The sequence below is a fragment of the Vibrio sp. ZF57 genome (assembly GCF_001691235.1).
Classification (GTDB): Bacteria; Pseudomonadota; Gammaproteobacteria; order Enterobacterales; family Vibrionaceae; genus Vibrio; species Vibrio crassostreae_C.
Genome location: NZ_MAKD01000069.1, coordinates 1 through 23,661 on the forward strand (window position 1 = coordinate 1; position 23,661 = coordinate 23,661).

Annotated in this window: 21 protein-coding genes and 2 pseudogenes; 7 read left to right on the top strand and 16 right to left on the bottom strand. The window is 43.6% G+C overall.

All coding sequences use genetic code 11. The annotated features are described in order from the left end of the window. Nucleotides 1–163: 163 nt before the first annotated feature. A complete protein-coding gene (locus A6D97_RS07600; RefSeq protein WP_065584124.1) occupies nucleotides 164–1,168 on the bottom strand; it encodes a metal-dependent hydrolase in 1,005 nt (334 codons plus the stop codon). Between the two features lie 227 nt (nucleotides 1,169–1,395). Next, a complete protein-coding gene (locus tag A6D97_RS07605; protein WP_065584125.1) occupies nucleotides 1,396–2,205 on the bottom strand; it encodes a sulfite exporter TauE/SafE family protein in 810 nt (269 codons plus the stop codon). A 343-nt stretch (nucleotides 2,206–2,548) separates the two neighbouring features. Between A6D97_RS07605 and A6D97_RS07610 the strand changes: the two genes are divergently transcribed. Together A6D97_RS07610 and A6D97_RS07615 are read left to right on the top strand one after the other, a co-directional pair. Beyond that, nucleotides 2,549–3,526, top strand: coding sequence for a DUF1852 domain-containing protein (locus A6D97_RS07610; protein WP_029405689.1), 978 nt, complete (start codon nucleotides 2,549–2,551; stop codon nucleotides 3,524–3,526). Nucleotides 3,527–3,571: 45 nt separating this feature from the next. Further along, the gene (locus tag A6D97_RS07615; RefSeq protein WP_017062410.1) at nucleotides 3,572–4,600 is read left to right on the top strand and encodes a methionine synthase; all 1,029 of its coding nucleotides are present in this window, start codon (nucleotides 3,572–3,574) and stop codon (nucleotides 4,598–4,600) included. Between the two features lie 211 nt (nucleotides 4,601–4,811). Here A6D97_RS07615 and A6D97_RS07620 read toward each other — a convergent pair whose 3' ends face one another. The 8 genes from A6D97_RS07620 to A6D97_RS07650 form a co-directional block, all read right to left on the bottom strand. After that, nucleotides 4,812–5,213: a hypothetical protein gene (locus tag A6D97_RS07620; protein ID WP_065584126.1), complete on the bottom strand. Its 402-nt coding sequence runs from the start codon at nucleotides 5,211–5,213 to the stop codon at nucleotides 4,812–4,814. Beyond that, entirely contained in the window at nucleotides 5,206–5,655 is a 450-nt protein-coding gene (locus A6D97_RS07625; protein WP_065584127.1) for a GNAT family N-acetyltransferase, read from the bottom strand. Before A6D97_RS07625 ends, A6D97_RS07620 begins: the two co-directional genes overlap by 8 nt. A 69-nt stretch (nucleotides 5,656–5,724) precedes the next feature. Continuing rightward, nucleotides 5,725–6,225, bottom strand: coding sequence for a hypothetical protein (locus A6D97_RS07630; protein ID WP_065584128.1), 501 nt, complete (start codon nucleotides 6,223–6,225; stop codon nucleotides 5,725–5,727). Nucleotides 6,226–6,346: 121 nt separating this feature from the next. Continuing rightward, nucleotides 6,347–6,712, bottom strand: coding sequence for a hypothetical protein (locus A6D97_RS22175; protein ID WP_083190217.1), 366 nt, complete (start codon nucleotides 6,710–6,712; stop codon nucleotides 6,347–6,349). Between the two features lie 215 nt (nucleotides 6,713–6,927). Next, nucleotides 6,928–7,428, bottom strand: a complete 501-nt coding sequence (locus A6D97_RS07635) for an opioid growth factor receptor-related protein (protein ID WP_065584129.1) — start codon at nucleotides 7,426–7,428, stop codon at nucleotides 6,928–6,930. Between the two features lie 479 nt (nucleotides 7,429–7,907). After that, nucleotides 7,908–8,381, bottom strand: a complete 474-nt coding sequence (locus A6D97_RS07640; protein WP_017070648.1) for a response regulator — start codon at nucleotides 8,379–8,381, stop codon at nucleotides 7,908–7,910. Continuing rightward, the gene (locus A6D97_RS07645; protein ID WP_065584130.1) at nucleotides 8,368–9,723 is read right to left on the bottom strand and encodes an ATP-binding protein; all 1,356 of its coding nucleotides are present in this window, start codon (nucleotides 9,721–9,723) and stop codon (nucleotides 8,368–8,370) included. The genes A6D97_RS07640 and A6D97_RS07645 overlap by 14 nt, the downstream gene beginning before the upstream one ends. Before the next feature lie 6 nt (nucleotides 9,724–9,729). Then, complete coding sequence (locus A6D97_RS07650; protein WP_065584131.1) at nucleotides 9,730–11,148, bottom strand: SLC13 family permease; 1,419 nt, start codon at nucleotides 11,146–11,148, stop codon at nucleotides 9,730–9,732. 484 nt (nucleotides 11,149–11,632) lie between these two features. Between A6D97_RS07650 and A6D97_RS22180 the strand changes: the two genes are divergently transcribed. The 3 genes and pseudogenes from A6D97_RS22180 to A6D97_RS21485 all read left to right on the top strand — a co-directional run. Continuing rightward, complete coding sequence (locus A6D97_RS22180) at nucleotides 11,633–12,175, top strand: hypothetical protein (RefSeq protein ID WP_240492694.1); 543 nt, start codon at nucleotides 11,633–11,635, stop codon at nucleotides 12,173–12,175. Further along, complete coding sequence (locus A6D97_RS07655; RefSeq protein WP_240492695.1) at nucleotides 12,075–14,651, top strand: EAL domain-containing protein; 2,577 nt, start codon at nucleotides 12,075–12,077, stop codon at nucleotides 14,649–14,651. The genes A6D97_RS22180 and A6D97_RS07655 overlap by 101 nt, the downstream gene beginning before the upstream one ends. Nucleotides 14,652–14,773: 122 nt before the next feature. Further along, a pseudogene (locus tag A6D97_RS21485) lies at nucleotides 14,774–14,938 on the top strand (DUF3103 family protein); the annotation flags it as partial. Nucleotides 14,939–15,030: 92 nt separating this feature from the next. Here the strand turns inward: A6D97_RS21485 and A6D97_RS07660 are convergent. Both A6D97_RS07660 and A6D97_RS07665 read right to left on the bottom strand, forming a co-directional pair. After that, complete coding sequence (locus A6D97_RS07660) at nucleotides 15,031–15,348, bottom strand: Dabb family protein (protein ID WP_083190218.1); 318 nt, start codon at nucleotides 15,346–15,348, stop codon at nucleotides 15,031–15,033. A 213-nt stretch (nucleotides 15,349–15,561) separates the two neighbouring features. Further along, the gene (locus A6D97_RS07665) at nucleotides 15,562–15,801 is read right to left on the bottom strand and encodes a hypothetical protein (protein ID WP_017070645.1); all 240 of its coding nucleotides are present in this window, start codon (nucleotides 15,799–15,801) and stop codon (nucleotides 15,562–15,564) included. An 81-nt stretch (nucleotides 15,802–15,882) separates the two neighbouring features. Between A6D97_RS07665 and A6D97_RS21795 the strand changes: the two are divergent. Further along, nucleotides 15,883–15,993: pseudogene (locus A6D97_RS21795) on the top strand (LysR family transcriptional regulator); the annotation flags it as partial. A gap of 127 nt (nucleotides 15,994–16,120) precedes the next feature. On the opposite strand, the gene tnaA reads toward A6D97_RS21795, so the two are convergent. The 3 genes from tnaA to A6D97_RS07680 all read right to left on the bottom strand — a co-directional run bounded on the left by tnaA (nucleotide 16,121) and on the right by A6D97_RS07680 (nucleotide 21,132). Continuing rightward, the gene (gene tnaA / locus A6D97_RS07670; RefSeq protein ID WP_065584132.1) at nucleotides 16,121–17,593 is read right to left on the bottom strand and encodes a tryptophanase; all 1,473 of its coding nucleotides are present in this window, start codon (nucleotides 17,591–17,593) and stop codon (nucleotides 16,121–16,123) included. 760 nt (nucleotides 17,594–18,353) lie between these two features. Further along, the gene (locus A6D97_RS07675) at nucleotides 18,354–20,030 is read right to left on the bottom strand and encodes a GTPase (RefSeq protein ID WP_065584133.1); all 1,677 of its coding nucleotides are present in this window, start codon (nucleotides 20,028–20,030) and stop codon (nucleotides 18,354–18,356) included. Beyond that, nucleotides 20,017–21,132: a GTPase gene (locus A6D97_RS07680; protein WP_065584134.1), complete on the bottom strand. Its 1,116-nt coding sequence runs from the start codon at nucleotides 21,130–21,132 to the stop codon at nucleotides 20,017–20,019. Before A6D97_RS07680 ends, A6D97_RS07675 begins: the two co-directional genes overlap by 14 nt. Nucleotides 21,133–21,371: 239 nt before the next feature. Between A6D97_RS07680 and A6D97_RS07685 the strand changes: the two genes are divergently transcribed. Next, complete coding sequence (locus A6D97_RS07685) at nucleotides 21,372–21,884, top strand: peptide-methionine (S)-S-oxide reductase (protein ID WP_017063632.1); 513 nt, start codon at nucleotides 21,372–21,374, stop codon at nucleotides 21,882–21,884. 159 nt (nucleotides 21,885–22,043) lie between these two features. On the opposite strand, the gene A6D97_RS07690 is transcribed toward A6D97_RS07685, so the two are convergent. Continuing rightward, nucleotides 22,044–23,651 carry a polysaccharide lyase 6 family protein gene (locus A6D97_RS07690; RefSeq protein WP_065584135.1) on the bottom strand — a complete coding sequence of 536 codons (1,608 nt, stop codon included), beginning with the start codon at nucleotides 23,649–23,651 and terminating at the stop codon, nucleotides 22,044–22,046. Between the last annotated feature and the right edge of the window lie 10 nt (nucleotides 23,652–23,661).

The following is a 23,661-nucleotide window of genomic DNA, read 5'->3' on the forward strand; positions in this document are numbered from 1 at the left end:
AAAAATAGATTGCCGATGTAGTTCACTCATCGAAGTGAACACACAATGGGGCATAAATGAGCTATAGCTTCCCCTAAATTAACAATTCAGAGATAACTAAACGTATGGAAAGTCGCTTAACGTAGCATCCAGTATTGACGGTGCAGATCAGTTTAAAACTAGCTCATTTATCGCCAGTGAGCATACCGAAGAAGATCTGTCTCGACTCTGGCGTGTTGTCTCTATGAGTTTCGTATTTTACATGCGCGTTTGCATCAACTGCTTTTGATAGCTTGATGCTCCATAGTGCTTTCATTTGATTTGGTACAATTGAATATCGGACATCGATAATACGCAGCTCGTCTGTTGGGTCCTGAGCGATATAACCATTTGAAAACCAGCGGAAACGTTCTATGTCTTTGGCTTGTTGAGAGTCCGGGTCAAGCCAAGGTAAATCCCTGCTAACATTCAGCTTCGCAATCGACTCTCCGGGATACGTGCTTACCGATGTGCCAACCCGCACTGCGTCTACATGGTAATGAGCCTCTGTTTCGTACACCACTTTCCAAACCAAGATATTCGCAAAGCTTGGTTTTGCCTCTAATCGAATCGGTGTGTGTTGCCTTTCTTGCGCTAATTGCCACCCAATCGCCTCTGCCCTGTCTCGCTGAATCATCCCTAATGTTGGATAAATTAGCGCCCAAGTAAACGCAACACGCGCTAGCCAAGGCGCTCGTTTTAACGTCGCAAACACAAGCAACACTAGAATGGGAAGCGTATAAACAGGGTCGATGATTGATATGGTATTCCAAGCAAAACGCGCGTTGGTGAAAGGCCAAAGTAACTGCGTGCCATAAGTGGTACAAGCGTCTAACAGTGCATGAGTGCCATAACCCAGAGCACAAAACAGCCAACTTTGTTTGAAAGAAAGCCCACGTTTTTTTGCAATCAGGTGATGCAGAACCAAAGCGCAGATCAAACTGCCAATGGGAATAAAGAAGAGTGAATGGGTAAATTGTCGATGAAATTCCAAAGCCAACAAAGGGTCACTTTGAGACTTAATCAGTGCATCCAAATCTGGTGCTAACCCGGAGAGCAGCCCTAATACCCCAGCAACAACCAAATGTTGTTTTTTGCTGGCAGATTGTGACAAAGAAACGCCTAACACGCCCTGCGTTAAAGGATCCATAAATCACTCATTGATAGCATTCCGTTGAATCAAACAAAATACATTTAGCTATAGCGGTGAACTGTTCATAACTAAACGGTTTTATCAATATACTCATGTACATAGTTGTATAAGCATAGACCGATAAACAAAAAAAGAGCAGTTATGAAACTGCCCTTTTCTAATTATTGGTGGTTGATCAATTTATTCGTTTTTGTTCTGTATATTCACACTTGAACGATCTTTTATTAACGAGCAACCATGCTTGCTGCGATAACCACCAGCAGTACTGAGAAGATTTTCTTAATCGTTGGAACCGGTAAATGGTTGGTGGCTTTTGCGCCTAACGGAGCCGTAAACCAAGACGTGCACACGATACCGAGCAGCGCAGGCAGATAAACAAAGCCGGCAAAACCGTCTGATAGAGCAAAGTGGCTGCTGCCTGAACTGATGTAACCTATCGAGCCAAACAACGCGATCACAATGCCACAAGCCGACGCGCAGCCAATAGCCTTTTTCATATCGACAGAGAAGAACGTTAATAGCGGAACCAGCAATGCACCACCACCAATGCCTATCATGGCAGACAAGCCACCCGTAATGGTTGTCAGCACAGTTAACACGCCCTTGTTTGGCAGTTTTCGTTCCTTAGGTGCATCATTTTTACTGCTTAAGAACATCTTGATCGCAATAAGAACCACACTTACAGCAAACACAATACGAACGACTTTTTCCGGCAACAGAGCCGCCATAAAGCCACTAACCAATGCACCCAGAGCAACACCGAGCATGATCCAAGGCGCCAGATCCCAAGGCACGTTTCCATTCTTGTGGTGAGCAAGTGCTGAAGAAGTTGAGGTGAACAGTATCGATGCCAACGAAGTAGCGATGGCCGCAACAACCACTTGATCCGCAGGTAGAATCTCTAAGTGAAGTAAAATGCTGCTTAGCACCGGAACAATGATCAGCCCTCCGCCAATACCTAACAAACCGGCTAGAAACCCAACACCACTGCCCAGTAACGCACAGTAGAAAATCAACAACAGCAATTCACTCATTTCATCCATCTCTTAATTAAATTAATCGTCTTAAATAACACACTATTAATGCGGTTATATTTCCATCAAGCTAATTAATATAACTGACACCGACTAAAATATTCAAACAGAATAGATCATGAATATTCCTCATGTTGAATGTGAAGTAATACCATTGTTAATGGTCAACCTATCCACGTATAAAAACCTTAAGCGATTAACTTTATACGACATTAATTCTACTAAGCATTAATTTCAGACAGCATAGCCTTCGATTCTTAATCCGGTCACAAGCAAAAAATAAAAGCCGTTTTAATACTAAAGACCGAGAGAATCAGAAAAAAAATTGGGATACCAAATCAGCATGAATAAAGAATTTAATTTTACGATTAAGAGCATTAGCCTCGACGAAAACTACCAGCCTGCAGACAGCACGCGTATCACTACCAACTTTGCTAACCTGGCTCGCGGTGACAGCCGTCAAGCGAACTTACGCAATGCACTACAAATGATCGATAACAGTTTCAACGCGTTAGCGCACTGGGATAACCCTAAGGGCGACCGCTACTCTGTTGAGCTTGAAATCATTTCTGTTGATATGGATATTGAAAGCAACGGCGAAGCATTCCCTTCAATTGAAGTGCTGAAAACCAATATTGTAGACCGTAAAACTAACGAGCGTATTGAAGGCATTATCGGAAATAACTTCTCTTCTTATGTTCGAGATTATGACTTTAGCGTACGTCTATTGGATCATAATAAAGGCCAAGATAAATTCAGCATTCCAGAAGATTTTGGTGATTTACACGGCAAGCTTTTTAAATATTTCGTTAACTCTGACGCTTACAAAAAGAACTTTAATAAGCCACCTGTTATTTGCTTAAGCGTGTCAGATAATAAAACCTATTACCGCACTGAAAACCAACACCCAGTATTGGGTTTTGAATACCAGCCGAATGAGTCTTCTTTAACTGAACAATATTTCAAAAAGATGGGCTTACAGGTTCGTTATTTCATGCCGCCTAACAGTGTTGCACCTTTGGCCTTCTATTTCTTTGGTGATCTGCTGAACGATTACTCTAACCTAGAGCTTATCAGCACCATCAGTACCATGGGTACGTTCCAGAAAATCTACCGACCTGAGATTTACAACGCGAACGCGGTTGCGGGTAACTGTTACCAACCAAACTTGAAAAACTTGGATCACTCGCTGACTCAAATCGTGTACGACCGTGAAGAACGAAGCCAGCTAGCTGTTGAACAAGGTAAATTCGCAGAAGAGAAGTTCATTAAGCCATACCAATCAGTTCTAGAGAACTGGTCGGCAAATTACGCACTTTAATCGTCTATTGCGCTCTCAAACCACCCAAGGATAGGCAGTATTATTATGAAAACACTATTACCGACTTCAACAGCGGGCAGCTTGCCGAAACCGTCTTGGCTTGCACAACCAGAGACGCTTTGGTCGCCATGGAAACTTCAAGGCGATGAACTCACAGACGGCAAACAAGATGCGCTGCGTGTCTCTCTGCACGAGCAACAGCAAGCAGGCATTGATATTGTGAGTGACGGCGAACAAACACGTCAACACTTTGTAACGACCTTCATTGAACACCTGAATGGCGTTGATTTTGAAAAGCGTGAAACCGTTAAAATCCGCGACCGTTACGATGCGAGTGTACCGACGGTTGTAGGCCCAGTTTCTCGTCAGAAATCTGTGTTTGTTGAAGATGCGAAGTTCTTACGTCAGCAAACCGACCAACCGATCAAATGGGCTCTGCCGGGGCCTATGACCATGATTGATACACTTTACGATGCGCATTACCAAAGCCGTGAAAAACTGGCGTGGGAATTTGCAAAGATCCTCAACGAAGAAGCCAAAGAACTTGAAGCGGCAGGCGTGGATATTATTCAGTTCGATGAACCTGCGTTTAACGTGTTTTTTGATGAAGTGAACAATTGGGGCATCGCTTGTTTGGAAAGAGCCATTGAAGGGCTTAAGTGCGAAACAGCAGTCCATATTTGTTATGGCTACGGCATTAAAGCGAATACGGATTGGAAAAAGACATTAGGCACCGAGTGGCGCCAATACGAAGAAGTCTTCCCTAAGCTGCAGCAATCGAATATCGACATTATCTCTTTAGAGTGTCACAACTCTCATGTACCTCTTGAGCTGCTTGAGCTCGTACGAGGCAAGAAAGTAATGGTCGGTGCGATTGATGTTGCAACCGATTCGATTGAAACACCGGAAGAAGTGGCTAGCACTCTACGTGAAACACTTAAGTACGTTGATGCCGACAAGCTCTACCCTTGCACCAACTGCGGCATGGCTCCCCTACCTCGCGAGATAGCCTCAGCGAAGCTTAATGCGCTAAGTGCTGGCGCAGAGATCGTTCGTAAAGAGCTTTCAGCGTAACGCTTTCCTAAAGAACAAAAACTATGCCTTTAAGCCTAAGTATCATATTGATGCTTAGGCTTTTTGTTATGCGAGTTAATGAGCTTTACGCGCTGCTTACCAGGTTTTATCTAGGTCTTGAGCATATAAAGAGATCGCTCGTTGGTACTCTTTAATCGCATCGCTATTCGTCGTGGAAACTAAAAGCTCAAGTAACAGCGATGTCGCTTCTTTATGGCGACCTAGTTCGACACGCTAATACACGCTGCCATTCATCTTTATTCATTGCGCCTTTAGAAAGGTAAATATTGTGTTTCTGCATTGCACCTTTCGTGTATGAAAGTTTGATGAATGAGCCAATTTCAAACGGAAGAAAGCTGCGCTGTAAAGTCACATCACAAGCAACTCCATTTAAACGTACGTGACCGTTCGTGATTTCAAATGAGCTATCGCGAAGCTTCCACCACAACATTAGAATTCTTATTAGCGGGGGAACACAAATTATTAGCCCTATGGTTAGTAGCGATGAACGATCACCGTCTGATATCCAATAGACAAGACCTAATGCAATAACAATAAACAGTAACTCTGAAAATAAGTATTTAATAAAATTTAATTGGATACGGTTATCCATGACACCCTCTCAATGATGATCCTAAAAGCAACTCCATTTCAACGAGCCCTTTCACTTCAGACAACTTAGTAAAACCTTTTGATTGATAAAGCTTAATAGCGGGATTCTCACTGAACACGCGCAACACTAACTGAGTCGATGCTTGATTGTTCGCATGTTCAATAGCTAAATCGAGACACTTAGAGCCAAAGCCTCTACCTTGATATTCAGCTAATATCTGCAAGTCCCGAAGAAACGTTGTATCACTGGTGTAACTGAAGCGGATAACACCAATACGGCTATCCCCTACATAAATTTCATAGTTATCCAGTTCATCCCAGCTACGTAAAAACTGACTATGACCCCAAGCGATTCCACGAGCTTGATAGTAACTCGCCATATTCGTTTTAGTGATCGATTCAGCGAACTTAGGATCGGAACCTTTGACCAACCTTACTTCCATATTGTGTCCTTTGTTTTCAAATCACATCTGAATGCGGCATAGAAAAGTGCCACATATATTGAATCATTTTTAGGTACATTCTGGTTTCACTTCCTCCCATTGTGTATCCCATTCTTCGCCTAACAAATTAGAAAGCTTTTCACAGTCGTATAGATAGCGAAGACTATCTTTACAGTACGAAGTAAGTATTTCAGTTAACTGAGCTGACGCTTTCTCGTTATCTTTGAGTTTTCCGTACATCATCAAACCAGTCCTAAAGGTGTCTTGATCGAGGTCAGACGCTTGCTTCGATAACATCCCAAAGGAAATAGCGTTAATAGACAGGGTTAATGCAATCGCATCGCCTTCATCTCCCTCTAATTCACAAGCACTATAACGAGCTAACAAGTTCGATGTTTTAATTAATGGGGCAAGGTCTTTTGTATTGGCATGTTTATAGGTTTCAAAACCTTGCCGCACCGCAGCTTTATGGCTGTCTTTAATGCTCACAACATAGTCGGCCAAAACATGTAAGCTCGCATATGCGCCTAGCCCGAAAGCCACAATGAACACGGCGATTAATCTGATCACTTATCTCTCCTAAAAGAACCTTGTGCTGGTTAATTTTAAACGGCGTCTTGTAGTAACAACCCTACTTGCCATCGACCTTTTCTATAAACCAACTCCCTTGGCACGGGCCATTGGTTAAGTGTCATCGGCCGTCAAATCTACTGCTACTGCCATTTGCGGAAAAACGATAATCCCATTGGCGATGTTTAGAATATAAACGTAAGTCGCCGCTTTCCGTCACCCAGTCCTCTAACGGTGTTCCATTGTAGGTAAGCCTTAGGGTTGCCTTGCCCTCACGAATGGTTCCGGTAATAGTTGTGCGTTCACACATATTATTGCCAGTGGTGTTAATGCGACGGCCTAGCCACTCACCGTCGAAATCGGTAGAAGGAACAAATTGGGGAATATCAGGAAGTTTAGGAAACAACTCGGAATTACTAGACCCGAACCACTGAAGAGCACGACCAACAAGGGAGAAGACAACAAAGCCGATTGATATCGCTATCACAAGTCCCTTTTCATGAGTCTCTTCCCTAAGTAGCTTACCTTAAGGAAAGAACCCTAACATAATGAAAAGTAATAACTTACCATCAATCTAATTAATTTTGATATATTCCACAAATTGCATTCAAACGTTGAATATAGAGAAAGCGGCATCGTACAAGAATGCCGCGCATTGAGTATCAATTATGTGCAGTGCCGAAAGCTCTGCACAGAAAAGCCCTAACATTCCAAGGCATTACGCCAATACTGAACGGTTTTCTCCGACACCGTGCCTGTCTCGCTCGCCGCTGATACTAGAAACTCACATAAGCTAGTCGCTACTTCTTCATTGCCTAACAAGTATAAACTGCGAATGGCTCGCGTTAACCTTAGCTGGTTATGGTCATGATTCTTTAACCATACGTGATTAGCCGGGCTAAGTGGTAACGATGAAGATATTTCACTCCCGTTTCGCTGCATACCCCAAAACTCAAGCATCAGGTCAAGCACTTGTAGATGAGCTGTGCGGAGCGCTTCTGAATTAGCAAAAAGCACCTTATCTTCTTGAGTAACCAACGGGGCATGTTGATTAAACTTAGTCCCCTCATCTATTGGGAAGAACACTTGAATGTACTTATGGTCATGCTCCAACCAAAAATGATTGTAAGCCAATAACTGTTCTATATTTCGACCAAATTTATCCGGCGCTTCACCAGATATAAAGCGAGCAATCTCACTCATTTTAAAATCCTACTGACTATAAACCCCCACTTGTGGGCGAATGCATTATTACGCAGTAAGCCGTCAAAAGCCTAGTCCTTTACGTTGTAAGTACCGATTTGGCTTAGAACTCCACGTCCCACGCGTTAGGAATCACTTTTGAATAATTTCGACTTACTTTTCTAACAAACGACACGGGAACTCTGCGACACATTTTAGCTCTGCTGTATGTTCAGGGAATCGTTCCTGAAGAAAACACAATGCATCCGTTGGCGTTGGCGTTGGCGTTGGCGTTGGCGTAGCGTATGAGTTTTAGACTTAAGCCAGCAACCAGTGTGTTAATAACTGAGTACCAAAACCTGAACGACTAAAAGAGGTAGGTAAAATAAGCAGCGAAAGATTACATCTTTCAAAGAAAAACCCTTCAGAAAGCGTCCTTCGGTGCATAGAATTTCAAGCGACTTACACTAATGAATAATGTAAGTCGCTAACATAAGAGGCTAACGCAAGCGTCTCAACACAACCTGCTGGTCGAGCTCATTCTGATAGTCCGTGTAATCAAGCCCTTGATCAAATATGTACTCAGTGACAAGAGTACGAATGCACTCAACCAATGTGCTTGCTTGCCAAGGCTTTTCAAAGTAACGGTCGATGCCTGCTGCATTAATCGCATTGATGGTATCGGTATGAGTGGCCTGCCCCGTAAGAAGAATTTTCTTTGTATTCGGAAAGCGGCTGTCATGGAACACTTCAGTGAGTAACTCCACACCCGTTTTCCCTGGCATCACATGATCAGACACGATGACGGTAATGTGTTCGCCTTCTGCGTCAAGTTCATCAATGAGATCAAGCACTTCTTGCGCTGATTCACAATCTTCAATATTCAGCCAACTCGCCAGCGGCTCTAAATCTTGTATCACTGCGCTCAGTACTTCTCTCTGGTCATCGACACAGATTAAATTAAGCTTCTCCATGTTCACCCTCTATTGGTAACTTGATTCTAAATACCGTTTTAGAAGCATCACTTTTCACAATAATACTTCCGCCATAACCTGCCACAATCCGCTTAACTACTGATAAACCCAAGCCCAATCCAAACGATAAACCACCTTTTTTAGTGGTGAAGTTGGGCTGAAATATCTTTCTACGAGTCCCCTCGTCTATCTCAGGGCCGTTATTCGTAATCGTAACTAATATTCTTTTCTTACTTAATCTGGTTTGAATCTCTATTGCGGCATCGTCTGAATTCGACATTGCATCACAAGCATTCTTTACAATGTTGACCCAAATCTGAACGAGCTCTGTTTTCGAGCCTTTAAAAGTCGGCAAATCTGCAGGGCTCAATCGCACAGATACTCTACGCAACTCACTTTGTAACAACGATAAGGCATGGTTAATGGAGTCATTAATATCAACCGCTTCTTCGGTGTCAATATCAACTCTGCCAAGTTGTTTAACCGATTTTACGATGCCCACAGTGTGTCTAGATGCCAAACGTAAATCATGTAAATCACAGCCCATCTGCCAAAAACGAATCGCTTCTTCTGGGTTTTTCAGCCAATGTTTTGAAATAACGTCTGTTGCAGATAAAGCATCAATTGGAATCGCCTTTGCAAGAGAGCGAGCAATGTTTTTGTCTAAACCATATTTTCTTTCAAATTGTCGCCCACGTGTTCGTGCTTCTGACGACGACGTTTTCTGACCATGCATTAACCCAAAATCGAAAAATTGACTGGCTTCTGGATGCACTTCTTCAAGCAGATCCATGATGACCGTTTCAAGTCGACCAGATTTACTATTTACGACACCAATAGCGTTGTTAAGCTCATGAGCAATCCCTGCAGCCAATTGACCCAAGGTCGTCATTTGCTCAGCAGTATGTAACTTCTCTAGCGCTTTTTGTTTCGCTATCGCTTCTTGTGTTGCGCGGCGTTGACGACGCGACAACTCATTGACAATTACAGGTGTGAACTGTGCGGTAAGAGGACCAAATTTACGTTCATCTTCTGCAGGCGTGTCTTTATCGATCCACGCTAACTCAACATCGGTTTTAGCAACAACCGTTGAAGATGCTGTCCAATTACCTGAAAAGAAGCTATGAACGCCTATAAAAGCCCCACTACCCGCGCTAAATACTCGCACTTGCGGTGTATTCGCATCGGTATAAAACCCTTCCAGTTCTCCACTAAACACATAATATAAACGAGTGTTTAACGCTGATTGTTCAATAATGGTGTTACCGGCACAGCACGTCACCCGACGTTCTGTTTGGTTAAAATAGCGCTCGATAAGTGCTTCTAGCTTTTGTTGATACACGTATCGTTATCCTATGTGACCAATTGAATGTAGCACCCACACCATAACAAAACTCAGTAGCACACCAACCACACCCAAAATAATACCGATTCTGGCCATTTGATTACTTTGCACATGACCAGTGGCATGAGCCAACGCATTCGGTGGCGTACTGATTGGCAGCGACATACCTAATGAAGCGGCAAAAGTCACAACCAAAATTAACGTTAGCTCACCGCCTAGTGGCGTGAGTGAAGCCATAGACGAACCTAATGCCGCCATAATTGGCATTAACAAGTTAGCCGTTGCGGTATGAGACATAAAGTTTGCCATTACCAAACACAAGAACGCCGCTCCGAACAACACCACATAGGGTGAGTAGCTATCAAACGGAATACTGTGTACCACGAGCTTTGCTAAGCCAGTTTTATCGAGCGCTAAACCAAGCGCAATACCACCTGATACAAGCCACAATACGTCCCAAGAAATTTTCTTCAGGTCTTCTTTATTGATGATCCCTGTGAGTGAGAACACAGCGACAGGAATCAGAGCGACGGTGTAAGAGTTCATGCCATGGCTTGAACCCATTAACCAAAGAATGATGGTCAGCGCAAAAGTGACGTACACCGCAATAGCTTTGGGTGTTTTAAGGAATTTACCTTTAATACTTAGTTCGATTTTCTTTTGGTCAGCTTTGTACATAAAGCCTATTAAAAACCACGCTAACGCCATCATAATAATGACAAACGGCACACCAAATGCCATCCATTCGCCGAACGTAATTAGGTTATCGCCAACTAAATATTTAAGTGCGATAGCGTTCGGAGGGGTACCGATCGGGGTACCAATGCCACCGATGTTAGCGGCAACCGGGATACAAAGCGCAAACGCTACACGACCGGGGTCTTTCGGACCAAACACAGCCAGTACCGGCGTTAAAATAGAGAGCATCATTGCCGTTGTTGCCGTGTTAGACATAAACATCGAAAAGATACCAGTGATCAACATTAAGCCGAGCATCACAAACTTTGGGTCTTGTCCAAATGGCTTCAACAACACGCGAGCTAAGTTTACGTCTAATCGATATTTAGTGGCGGCCATTGCTAAGAAGAAACCACCCAAAAACAGCATGATGATTGGGCTAGCGAATGTCGCCATGATATCGCTGTATTTTAACAGCTCACCAAAATGTTCCTCCCCATGCTCAAACCTTAAAAAGATCAGCCCTTTATCCGACAACATCAATAATTGCAGAACGATAATAACAACAGACGTCGCGTAGATCGGGATGGGCTCGAACACCCAGCACAATGCCGCTAACAAAAAGATCGCAATAACGCGTTGTTGAATAATCGTAAGGCCTTCAAATGGAAACGCTGATAGCGGCATGACGAGGATAATGAAAGGAATTAAAATAGGGATAATGTATTTAATATAGGGGCGCATAGCACAAAAACTCTTCCTGAGATAACAACTACTTAGAAATTAGATTTACAGTTCTAATTTAGATCCGACAACGAATTATCGACCTCTTATCACTATCTCACTATCGGCTAGATCAATGATTACGTAATCGCGATATCCCCTTTTTCGATTTTGTGCGCTACCTCTACGTTTGTATGTCATTTATTGTTGCAATTAAATTCAGGAGAGTGGTTTCTGCGTTTCTAGTCATAATCCGTTCCGGTTATTCTAGGTACTGTCAGAACAGATCAGTCGCTTAAGTCATGTCCATAAATTGAGGACCGCTTCTGAGTAACCTCTCAAATATATGAGTTAGACTTACTCGGATTGTGCGTGGTTTTGCATTTCCTTTTGCCGTAAGTTTATTTTCAAGCTCGCTTAGTAGAGCATGGAAGAAATAATAAAAAGATACCTATTCTCCCCCGAAAACAGTTCTACACAACACAACTTTCGACCGGCTAATAACATGACTATTGTTACATCTAAAAAACGTCCTACCGTTGGCATTGTGCTGCCTATGCTCAGTGGCTTCTACATGGGCGAGCTAAATGCAACCCTTAGAAGGCTTGCGAAAAACCATAAAGTCAATCTGATCTTCATCCGCTCGGGTGAGCGAAGAGATTTTAAACTTCCTATATATTTTAATCATCTCGATGCCCTTGTGGTCGTTCTCCATGCAGCGACAGTAAAGTTGATCGAAGAAGCTATAAACGCAAACATTCCAGTCATTTCTATTGGAGCAAGCTATGCGCCGCTGCCCGTTGAGCAGTATTATAGTGTGCAAAGCGATGGTGTCACTAAGCTCTATGAATGGTTACAAAGTCAAGGACACGAAGAAATCGGCTTTTGTGGCGATCTCACTGTTAATGATATCAGGTCTCGCTTCAAAGCGTATCAACGCACGGTGATTGATCATAAAGGCTCATTCAACCAACGCCATTTCTTCCGCGTGTCGAATTGTTCTCTATCTGGGGGGACGAGAAGCCGCAATAGAATTTATACAGCGTAAATCCAAATGCACTGCGGTTATCTGCGCAACTGACCACAATGCTGTAGGTATGATGGAGCAACTGTCTCACAGCAATATCTCGGTACCTGACGATGTCGCCATCGTAGGCATTGATAATATTTTCGTCGGTCAACAATTCAATCCCAAGTTAACAACAGTAGACCAACAGCTTGAGCTTCTAGCGACGCAAGTATTTCACCGCGTGTTGGAACGTATTTCTGGGAAGCCTTTTAATAATGCCAATAATAGTGTCCCGCAAAAGCTCATCGTTCATCAGTCTTGCGGTAACACAAACCCAGATCTCGAACATAAAGAAGATATCAACTCAACTCGCCAAATCCTCTTAAATGTGCAAGGGCGTTCTCCCGCTGAGATATTCGAAAATTTCTATTCACAAGCACAAGGAGGTTTTGACTCAATTAGAGATGCTCAAAGCCTTTACGGAAACAATCTTGACTGGGCCTGTCTCGCTGAGTGTAATTCGGAGCAATACACTATTAGGAAATGGGTAGAAAAAGGCATGACTCAGCCAACTACCCTACCGCAACAAACAGATATTCAAGACGATATTCGCAATTTCCCATTTTTCGAACGCTATGATCATTTCGTTGCTTCCATTCTTCCTATCAACTCAGGGCAAGAAGATCACTGGAAGCTCGTCGCTGTTGTTGATTCATTGCAAGATCACCAAGATATCGGTACACAATCGGTATTCAACAATTATTTAGATATGCTCGCACTGTTCATCGAGCGCGACGAGCTTATCAATACAAGTAACAATCGTCAGAAGAACTCCCAACAGTTGTTGCAACAGCTCAAAGTAGTATCTAACAGCTCAAACGATGGTATCTGGGATTGGGACTTACTAACCAATAATCTTGTCTGGAACAGTCGGTTAACCAAAATGATTGGCTTTCAAGATACCTTTTCTGATCGTAAGTTAGGATGTGACCATCTGTTCCAATATATACACTCAGAAGACTTAGAACTTCTCGAGTCCGCCATTCATAACCACTTAAACGAAGAAGTACCGTTCAAATGTGAATTCAGGATGAAGACGCAACATCGCGGATATATCTGGGTTCATGCCAATGGCTCAGCGGTTCATAATGCAGAAGGGCAGGCTGTGCGCTTCATTGGCTCAATGACGGATGTAACTCAAGAGCGAGAAGATGCGGAAAAGATTCAACACATGGCGTATTATGATGCGCTTACTGGCATCGCTAATCGCCGGAAAATAATGGAAAGCATCGCGCAACACATTGTGAATCGACCTAACCAAAAACGCGCGGTCATGTTGATGGATCTTAACCGTTTTAAGATTATCAACGACTCTTTTGGTCATCACGTCGGTGATGCACTTCTTTGCCACGTGACCAAACATATTCAGAACGTGCTATCAAGTGAACACCTTGTCGCACGTTTGGGAGGTGACGAATTCTTGTTTTTGTGTAATGTCAGTTCCGAAGCAGACATCAACGCACTCGCCACGCAGATTTTAAATGCCGTTCAAAACCCATTGATCGTTGATGATATTGAGATTATCAGCCAAGGAAGCCTAGGCATCGCTATGTATCCTTATGATGGCGTAAGTGCCGAAGAATTAATTAAGCAGGCCGACATTGCCATGTATCAAGCTAAAAAGCTGGGAGGACAAAGCTATCTCAACTTTCAAAGGTCAATGGCAAAAGAGACGGAAAACATAATCGAAATAGAGCACCAACTCAGTCGTGCCATCGCTCAACAAGAAATAAAGGTGCACTACCAACCTCAATATTGTGGGCAAGATGAAAAGATTACTGCTGTTGAAGCACTAGCAAGATGGGAATCTCCAACATTGGGGGATGTCCCTCCTGACCAGTTTATCGAGGTTGCTGAATCAGCTGGCCTAATCAGCAAGCTTGGTGAATGTATCATTCATCGAGTTTGTAAGGATGTTGAAGGATCTGAATGGCTACAAACCATGAGCCATATTTCCATTAATATCAGTGCAAAACAGCTGATACAGCCTCACTTCGCTCAAGAAATCATTCGAACTATTCGCCAATACCAGCTTCCTTTGACGTTATTCTGTATTGAGATAACCGAGTCAGCAGCAATTGTCGATTACGAGTTATGCATAAACTCACTTAAAGAACTACACGATGTAGGAATTTCTATCTCTCTTGACGATTTTGGCACGGGATTCTCTTCTCTATCTCTACTAAAGCAACTTCCACTAAGTGAAGTAAAGATCGACCGTTCATTTATCTCTGACATAACTCAAGGGCAGACCAACTTAGACTTCGTCAACACTATGATCATGATGGGTAAAAGCTTGGGCTATCGTGTTGTAGCTGAAGGGGTGGAAACTGCTGATCATAACCAACGCCTAAACGGACTGGGGATAGATCTGCTGCAAGGTTATTACTTCAGTAAACCTCGACCATTAAGTGAACTGGAATCAGAAGTGGCTATCAAATTGACTAGAGCTTAACCGTGGCACAACGGCATTATTTAAAAGTAATGCCATTCTTATTCACGCTTTGCGTTAACTTTACTGCCTATTGGCAGGTTAACGGAATAAAAATGAGCGTAAACAGTAGATGACATAAAGGTCGTTTAGAACCACAGATAGACCTCGTTGAGATGCCTTATCTGGACTACGACAAACAGACGTACTACCCCAATCAGACAGTTATCTTCTGGCCTCGCTACCGCTGGGGCGCAGGCGGGAATGCTGTCGCATCGTTTGCACCAGTCACTATTTCGCCAACAGAGTAAGTCGTTTCTTATTGAGTTAGGGCTTAATTGCTAGGCCCTAACCCTTCATTATTGAAGCTAAGTAAAACACAAGAGGCCTACTCAGAACCTAATTACAGGGAGTAATCAAACACGATAATGTCGTCTAGCAACGGACGAAACACATCTTTCAGCGCATCATGCTCAGGGTGCGGAAGGTAATTCTGACGGCCTTCTTCATCGGCGAACGTCATTAACACCGAGTGGGTATAACCTTGATTCTTGTTTTCAGGGCTGTCATTTAATCCCCATTCTACTGAAGTGACCCCTTCAACCTTGTTTGGCATCGCTTCAAACAACATCTTTAGTTTTTGAACCTCTGAAGCCTCAGCGTTTTCTTTAAACTTAATCAGTAGAATATGACGAATCATTCCCGTTTCTTTTTGAGTCATTCCTAGTCCTTTCGAGCGTTCGCTTACTGGTTTGTAATGCTTAACCAACACCTAATAGCGATCTAAATTAGAGAACAACAAAATGCCACACGTTACACAACATGCCAAGGCTAGATCGCTAGAGTTTATAAAATACTCCACAACCCAATAACGAAAAATGCTGCACCCGAGGGCCCAGCATTTCTCATGACAATGGTAAGCACATCTTTAACGTTAATCACGACGACCTGTAAGCTGGATCGTTTGGTCTTGATCAACGTTCTTTTGGAATTTTATTCCGCCATTAGCGGCGTCATTTCTTCCTTCAAGCACTGGATCAGATTCAACACGCTCAGCCTTTACTTGATTACCTTCGCTTCTCGTCATATCGAGAGTACTCGCATAAGTACCGTCAGCCGCGAAAGCCGTGTTCATAGATAAAGCCATCAATCCAAGTGCGATTAACTTGTTCATACATCACCTCGTTGTATTTCTAATTCTTTGTTCGTTTGGTATCTGTGTTTTTGTTGGAGTAACTTTAACAATCGAACATGAACCATAGATGTGAGCTATGTGATGAGCTGCCGCCGCTCGCAAAAAGACGCACCTTTGAATCAGTGGTTATTCCAAATGTTGAAGTCTACCCTGAAAAACAAACAAGCGTAGTTCAGCTTTTAACGGGTTAACTACTTAAAGGCTTAACTGCCTAACTCCCCTACCATCCAAAAAAAGAAAAGGCTCCCGAGGGAGCCTTTGATTAGGGTTCTAGTGACTATTCGCTTATGTTTTTATTTTAAAATGCTTCTTCGAGCGTTTGTTCGTTCTTTTTTTCTGTTTGTTTCTCGCTGGTCTCTACCTCTTTCAAGCGCGCGGTGAAGTGTCTTAACACCGGTGGCTCGTAGGTAAAGTCGAGCCCTTTCACTTTCCCAGCATTCTCTTTCACTTTTTCAAATGCTTCGATGATGAAGTCCATGTGCGTTTGTGTGTAGGTCGCGCGAGGAATGGTAAGGCGCAACAACTCAGCAGGACATGGGTGTTGTTCACCGGTTGCTGGGTCGCGACCTTGCAGCAAGGAACCAATCTCAACCGCTCTGATACCCGCGACTTTATAGAGTTCACACGCCAAAGCATGTGCTGGGAACTGACCAGCTGGAATATGAGGAAGCAATTTACCCGCATCGACAAACGCAGCATGACCGCCTGCTTGCTGGCACACGATGCCCATCGCTTCTAAGCCATCAACAAGGTATTGAACCTGGCCAATACGGTACTCTAACCAATCTTGGCGCATGCCGTCATAAAGGCCAACCGCAAGACGCTCCATCGCGCCACCTTCTAAGCCACCATAGGTTGGGAAGCCCTCTTGCACCACACACAAGGTTCGACACTCTGTGTACACATCCATGAAAGCGTCGTCTTTAAAGCACAACAAGCCGCCCATTTGTACCATGGCATCTTTCTTGGCAGACATAGCTAAACCATCCGCGTATTTGTAAGACTCACGCGTGATCTGTTCGATTGTCCAATCCTGATAACCCGCTTCACGTTGTTGAATGAAGTAGGCATTTTCTGCGTAGCGTGCCGAGTCCATGATCACAGGAATATCGTACTTCTGAGCGATTTCATACACGGCTTTTAGATTGGCGATAGACACTGGCTGTCCACCAGCAGAGTTACAAGTAATGGTGCTCACAATGTAGGGAACATTGGCTGCGCCCGCTTCTAAGATCGCTTCTTCCAGCTTCACCACATCGAAGTTGCCTTTGAAATCCGCGTTCACTGAGGTATCGAACGCTTCTTTGGTATAAACGTTCTTCGCCACACAGCAATTCACTTGAGTGTGGCCTTGTGTTGTATCGAAGAAGTAGTTCGACAAGGCGACCATTTTGCTGCGATCGAGCCCTTTCTCCATTTCACGCTTCTTAATAAGAACCGGAATGTAGATCTGCTCTGCACCGCGTCCTTGGTGTGTTGGAATCGTCAACTCGTAACCGAAGATATCCTTAACCGCATTCGACAATGCGTAGTAACTGCGGCTACCACTGTAAGCTTCATCACCCATTAACATCGCGGCTTGCATACGCTGAGTGATAGATCCTGTTCCGCTGTCTGTCAGTAAGTCGATAAACACATCATCACTGTCGAGCAAAAATGGGTTCATGCCCGCGTCGACAATGGCTTGTTCACGATAGGCGCGAGTTGTTCTTTTGACTGGCTCTACAACACGAATACGAAACGGTTCTGGTAGATGTTTGAAGTTTTCCATAATAATACCTTTCAATACATTCCGATCAGGTCGAAATGTATTTTCTTTAGATGTCACGAGTCCTCACTATTAAATTAATAGTTCCGTATAAAGATACACAGAAAATTAACAGTGAAAATAAACAAATTAAATAATGACTTATTAATCAAACCTAAACAGAGGCTAAGATAATTAGCGAGAACGACAAAAAACGAATACCCCACACGGAATAATAAGTGCGACATTCATACGTTCAAAGGTTATCAAAGCTGCTGATAGGTAAACAAAGCTCGCTGCTTTGCTGGCGCGTGACGCCTAGAGGGTACTACTCTGAAGAAAGGTGGAACGAGAGTTGGTGATCTAAGGTATACCAAGCTAACAAGGTTAGCCAAGTTGTTGATTGCCATTTCAGATACATGTTCACAATATATCCCTACGTTGAAATCAAGATGATCCGAAGTTTAAATATAGTGCAATTGTTTTATAAATACAGCTTAAAAAAGTATAAATGTGATCAATATTTAGAATGATGATTAAATACGATAGCGTGTTATATAAAATGTGAATCACAGCTGTTTATATGCTATTGAACTAGTTCAGCGAGAACCTTAATAATATCAAATCTCTTTTGAAATCAACACCTCTCTAATAAGGGGCGAAGATAGCTGTTTTCTAAAAAAGCCATCATCTAATAAAGCCAAGATCCAAAACTCGCCGATCTAGAAAAGATAAATTCTGATGAGGCTCAAACCTCACCAGAACCGTATTCGCAGTGAATGACTTACTTCTTCTTCACGGCTTGCTTGATGGCCATTTCAGCCAGTTTTGGTGTCGCCGCTTTCAATACGCTGGGTGCCACCTTCTTACCCACTTTGACTGCTTTATTCAGTTGGCCTTTAACCGACGAGCCTCTTTTCATGGCTTCTAAACGTTGGCGGTTTCTCTGAACGTTATTTGCGTCAGCGATACGCTCTATCAACGTCTGCCTTAAAGTATCTAAACCAAACTGTACCTTTTCTGGCGCAATCGCCAGCGGTAACACGATATCGGTTTGCAGCAATATATGATTGTATTCGAGCGCTTGAGCAATGATCTTCGCTTTGGTCGATGTTGGATTCTCTAAGTCATACGGTGGCTGCCAATCGTCTACAGGCTTTAATCTGTCTACCTGATTCACAACCGACACCACAATCGGTTTCTTGCGTGAGATGTTCTTAGGATCGTCATAGAAAGCATCAAATCTATCTTTCAATTGCTTATCCAAATCACGTGCAGACTGATTGGCTTTAAGCACCCATAGCACCACATCCGCTTGGGTCATCTCTTTCAGCATTAAGGCTTCGGTTTTAGGATTGCCATCAAGCCCCTGAAGATCAACAACGCGAACATCATTGTCGTCGACAAATGCGTTGTATACGGTTGAAGTGTCGGTTGATGGCAGCACATCGACCTCGGCAACCAACTCTTGCTTAAGCGCATTGATAAGTGAAGATTTACCAGAACTGGTTTGCCCCACCAGCACGATTCGCACAGGCTCTAATTCAGGAGCAAAGCGTTGTTCGTCGAGTTCAGAAACATCGGACGCTTTCAATGCTTCATCTTCAATGCTGAAACGTCCGCTATAGAGATCAATCGCCACCGCCGCAACTTCATCTAATAAGGCTTGTTTGGCGGCGTATTGCATGTCATCAACCACACCTCTTGTCATTGAAGATGTCGCTTGCTCTCGTCCTAAATCAGAAATCACCTTGAGTGGATTCAAATACAAGTTTTTAAGGTGGTTACCCCAAATAGCCGCTTTGAAGATCTTCTGTCCTAGCTCACCGTATTTATCGTAGGCTTCGTAGCCCGCTTTGATGTAAGAAACCTTGAGATACTCAATGCCGGGGATATGCTCTCGCACTACCAATTTGTAGCGTCGGCTGACCTCTTCGAACAGCTTTAGCCCTTCAGGAATCGAAAAATCGAGTGATTTCTTATCAAACTTTTTCGCAACAAATTCAAGTACCTCTAAACCGGTTTGGTCTAGGTTACCCCACTCTATGTCGACCATTAATTGTTGGCGTACATGGTGTTTTGAATCATTCCAGATCGACAGTTCTTTTTGAGACCAATCAGCCGAAGCCTTAACCAATGCATCGTTGATATCAGCTTTTTTATGCTGTGATTCAGCTTCAGCAGTATCCTCGCCAAGGCCGCCACTCTCTTTATTCGAGAAAGACTCTTTATTTGAAGAGCGGCTTGAAGAACGGCTAGAAATGAATAAAGGAATGGTGAACACCAAGGTACTCACGGCAATGGCAATCGACATTTCGAGTAGATAACCGTATTTGATCGCCAAGAAGACACCAAAACCCATCATGATAATGCTTGGGAAGATCGCCGAAATCAGGGCAATGCCCCAGCGTCCGCTCGATAGCACCGCCAGTAATCGAAATAGGTTTCTAATTTTCTTCATAACCCGACGCCGCCTTTCCTTTTTTCAGAGATTCTTTGTAGATCTTCTGCATCTCTTGTTCAGACACTTCTTCACCTTTGTTCTTATGATAGAAGTAAAAACAAGCCGCGCGACCTAAACCATAAGAGGTGCCGAAACTCATTGCCGCTGCAGCCACCGCACCTACCGTTTGACCATAAACTGGAATCAGCTTTATCAACTGTCGAGTGCCCAGCTTCATTCCGTATTGCAAAGCAAAGCTGCTTCCCAGAGTGCCTATCAACTCACTAAAGACTCTCTTATTCCATTCGACCCCATATTGATTGGCCAAGCTGTGAAGCATTTTGGCTTGAATCGCAGGTACCGACACCAAACCAACACCCGGAATCAGGTCACTCGCTGCGGCACTTCCTGCATACCAAAGCACTTCGTTTTCTACTTGATCAAAGTTGGCTTCTTCTTGCGTGGAATGTTCTTTGTCTTGCACCATCATTCCTATCACCGGAAGAATACTGCTCAGCTTTTCTAACAAGATGTCATAGTTGTAAACCGCTTCGCTGTTAGACATAGCGTTGTCATCCGTTTCGAAATCGACCGCTACCGATTCAAACTCTTTACCCCAAGCCTTCTCTACTTGGTTGGTGTTGAACTGAATTTGCCTTGCTCGATCTGGTTCACTGGAAGACAACACCGCCGTATGAAGCAGCAACAAGTGTTTAATCTTCTTCTGTTTCTTAATCTGTTTTAGAGCCGTAAGCACAGCGGATTGTTCAGGTTCGTCGGCTTTCATTACAACGACTAACGCATTACCTGCCTGACCAATCTCTTCCAAATCCTCTTTCGCATCGTAATTCGCTTCGCTGAGTCCTCTGGTATCAAGAAACCTCATCACGGGTTTGTCTTGCGGAAACTCATACGACATCGCCGTCATGGTACAAGGCGCAAAACCATTGCCCACTTCTACAGAAGAGTCGCCCGTGACCGCTTGAATAAACGATGACTTGCCCGCCCCCGTTTTGCCCAACAGCCACAATGTAGGAAGATGCTTGCGCTGATATTCATGAGCCTGAGTCAAGTCTGGGTTCTTGCTCGGATTAATGAAGTCTTTTATTTGATCAAACATGTTTAGAGTAACGCTCACTTGATGTTGAGATTCGAGTTGATGACAAAGCAATACTGACTTATATAATCACAAATCATATTAAACTTATGTTTGTTCAGTCGCACAGGTTTACAATGCCTAAACGCTTGTTTTTATTTGCGCGCTCATTTTTATAGACGCTTTTTTATACGTACGGGTATCATCGTATTGATTCGGGTACCTAACGAACATCAACAAACACAGAGAGCTCAAAGAGAAGTATGGAACAAATTTATTTAGCTGGCGGCTGCTTGTGGGGTGTACAAGAATTTATTAAGTACGTTCCTGGTGTTATCAGCACAGAAGCAGGCCGTGCTAATGGAAGCGCCCAGCCAACAGAGAACAAAACAACACAAAGCGACGGCACACAAAGCGATTACAATGGCTACGCGGAGTGCGTACAAATTGAATTTGATCCAAACATCACGTCAGTCACGATTTTGATGGAACACTTGTTTGAGATTATCGACCCTTACAGCTTGAATAAACAAGGTGTCGATGTCGGAGAGAAATACCGCACAGGTGTATACAGCACTAATGCAGAACACTTAACCGAAGCTAAGCACTATATTTCTTCAAGAGATGATGCCGACCGTATCGCTGTTGAGGTGTTGCCGTTGACCAATTATGTTGCCAGCGACGACATCCACCAGCATCACTTAAGTCACTTCCCTGAAGATCACCACTTATGTCATATCCCTTGGGATCTACTGCATAAGTATAAATCACAGTAGTCTCGACGTAAGATTGAGATGATCACGACCTAAGATCGATAAAGCCTCAACAGACATTATCTGTTGAGGCTTTTTAAGTGTTATGGTCAGGACAGCTATCGTGAATTGATTTGGTAGCTCAAGCCATTAACCTTTAGCCATTAGCCATTAACTAATAAATTACTTAGTCGTATTCTCAAGCACGTAGTCTGGACCCGCTGTTTCAGCTGTCACAACCGCAAGTTTAGACACGTCTGCGCCTTCACCTTGGTAAGCGTTAATGCCATTTTCTACAACGACTTTTGGTAGCTCAACCGAGTAGCCTTCGATCAGTTCAGAATCCGTTACTTGACCTACGTAAGTTTCGTCTGTGTAGGTTGCGCCAACTAATGGGAAGTCTTGCGTTGCACGTACACTTACAAACTCAGGTGACTGCGAGTTATCAACCACATTGTGTTTAAACGCCACATCAACACCCGCATAAATGCCTTCCACTTCTGCGTTGTTGAACAGGCTTACACGGTGACTTTGGTTGCCGTAAACAATGCCCCACTCAGTATCGACTAGAGAGTTGTTCTCGATGGTGATATTTTTCGGTGTCCACTGCTTGTTCAGCTCTTTGCCTTTCACCGATTGATCTAGCTGCTCACCATTCGCTACGTCGATGATGCCTGTGTTGATAACAATACCGCCACGTAGGTCAGCGTTGCCTTCAATCAAGCCATCGCGGCCTCGAGTGTTGGCAATGTAGTTATTGCGGATCACATGGTCTTCATCGTAGATACGGACGCCGCCCGTTAGGCGCTTTCCATTGCCAAGAATCATGTTGTTCTCAACCGTGTTGCCTTTTCCGTGACGCAGTGAAATAAGCGCGGTGCTTTGGAAAATAGTATTACCTGAGATCGTGTTGTCGCCCGACTTAATCGAGATAAGCTCACGCTCACCATCCATATCGATCATTAGGTTGTTCACGAACTTAGAACTTGAATCCCACTGTGAAGCTTTAGAATCACCGATACGGATCGCTTCCCAGCTGTTGCCGTTGTAACGAATCGCTTCTTTGATGTCGAATTCGTTGAATTGGTTAGGCTTTTGATCCATGAAGATGTTGTTTGCGATCAGGTGGTTATCAGCTGTGTCATCTTTTTGTACGCCAATCAAAGTGCCGCGTTTTTGCTTACCTTCGAAGCGGTTGTTGATGACTTTGCCGTCTTTACCCCATAGAGAAACCCATAGGTACTTTGGATACTCAGAACGACGCTCGTCTGGCTCGTACGTGTAATCGTGGTTGAAGTAGTAGAACGTTGAGTTTTGAAGCGTATTGCCATTACCCATCATACGTACTGCGCCAAAACGCTCGTTAGGGCCGCCCTCAGTAAATACCAAGCCATCAAGCGTGATGTCATCACCTTTCAGTTCAAACTGAATCAAACCAGTGATCCACGCAGATCCTGCTTGCTCGGCCTTGATAGTGATGTCATTCGCCGTAATAGTCACTTGACCTAAGTTCGCGTATTTACCGGCAGGGATCACCAGTTCGTCGCCATCTTTTAGGTTTTCAAATTGTGCTTTAAGCGCAGCCACTTGTTCTTCTGAAGCAACGGCTAAAGTGTCGCCATCTACCTCAGTTAAGCGGTCACTGCTCAATAGGTAACTACGGTCGATTTCGCTAATAGCTTGTTCAGCGACACTGACTACGGGCGCTGTTTTTTCTTGTGTTGTACAGCCAGTTGCAAAAGCGAGCGTGAACGCGCTAATAATGCTTACCGATAATAGTTTTTTGTTCATCGTACATCTC

Coding starts and splice junctions, on each gene's coding strand:
- A6D97_RS07600 (WP_065584124.1), bottom strand. CDS start 1,168: ATGGATCCTTTAACGCAGGGCGTGTTAGGCGTTTCTTTGTCACAATCT.
- A6D97_RS07605 (WP_065584125.1), bottom strand. CDS start 2,205: ATGAGTGAATTGCTGTTGTTGATTTTCTACTGTGCGTTACTGGGCAGT.
- A6D97_RS07610 (WP_029405689.1), top strand. CDS start 2,549: ATGAATAAAGAATTTAATTTTACGATTAAGAGCATTAGCCTCGACGAA.
- A6D97_RS07615 (WP_017062410.1), top strand. CDS start 3,572: ATGAAAACACTATTACCGACTTCAACAGCGGGCAGCTTGCCGAAACCG.
- A6D97_RS07620 (WP_065584126.1), bottom strand. CDS start 5,213: ATGGATAACCGTATCCAATTAAATTTTATTAAATACTTATTTTCAGAG.
- A6D97_RS07625 (WP_065584127.1), bottom strand. CDS start 5,655: ATGGAAGTAAGGTTGGTCAAAGGTTCCGATCCTAAGTTCGCTGAATCG.
- A6D97_RS07635 (WP_065584129.1), bottom strand. CDS start 7,428: ATGAGTGAGATTGCTCGCTTTATATCTGGTGAAGCGCCGGATAAATTT.
- A6D97_RS07640 (WP_017070648.1), bottom strand. CDS start 8,381: ATGGAGAAGCTTAATTTAATCTGTGTCGATGACCAGAGAGAAGTACTG.
- A6D97_RS07650 (WP_065584131.1), bottom strand. CDS start 11,148: ATGCGCCCCTATATTAAATACATTATCCCTATTTTAATTCCTTTCATT.
- A6D97_RS22180 (WP_240492694.1), top strand. CDS start 11,633: ATGACTATTGTTACATCTAAAAAACGTCCTACCGTTGGCATTGTGCTG.
- A6D97_RS07660 (WP_083190218.1), bottom strand. CDS start 15,348: ATGACTCAAAAAGAAACGGGAATGATTCGTCATATTCTACTGATTAAG.
- A6D97_RS07665 (WP_017070645.1), bottom strand. CDS start 15,801: ATGAACAAGTTAATCGCACTTGGATTGATGGCTTTATCTATGAACACG.
- tnaA (WP_065584132.1), bottom strand. CDS start 17,593: ATGGAAAACTTCAAACATCTACCAGAACCGTTTCGTATTCGTGTTGTA.
- A6D97_RS07675 (WP_065584133.1), bottom strand. CDS start 20,030: ATGAAGAAAATTAGAAACCTATTTCGATTACTGGCGGTGCTATCGAGC.
- A6D97_RS07680 (WP_065584134.1), bottom strand. CDS start 21,132: ATGTTTGATCAAATAAAAGACTTCATTAATCCGAGCAAGAACCCAGAC.
- A6D97_RS07685 (WP_017063632.1), top strand. CDS start 21,372: ATGGAACAAATTTATTTAGCTGGCGGCTGCTTGTGGGGTGTACAAGAA.
- A6D97_RS07690 (WP_065584135.1), bottom strand. CDS start 23,651: ATGAACAAAAAACTATTATCGGTAAGCATTATTAGCGCGTTCACGCTC.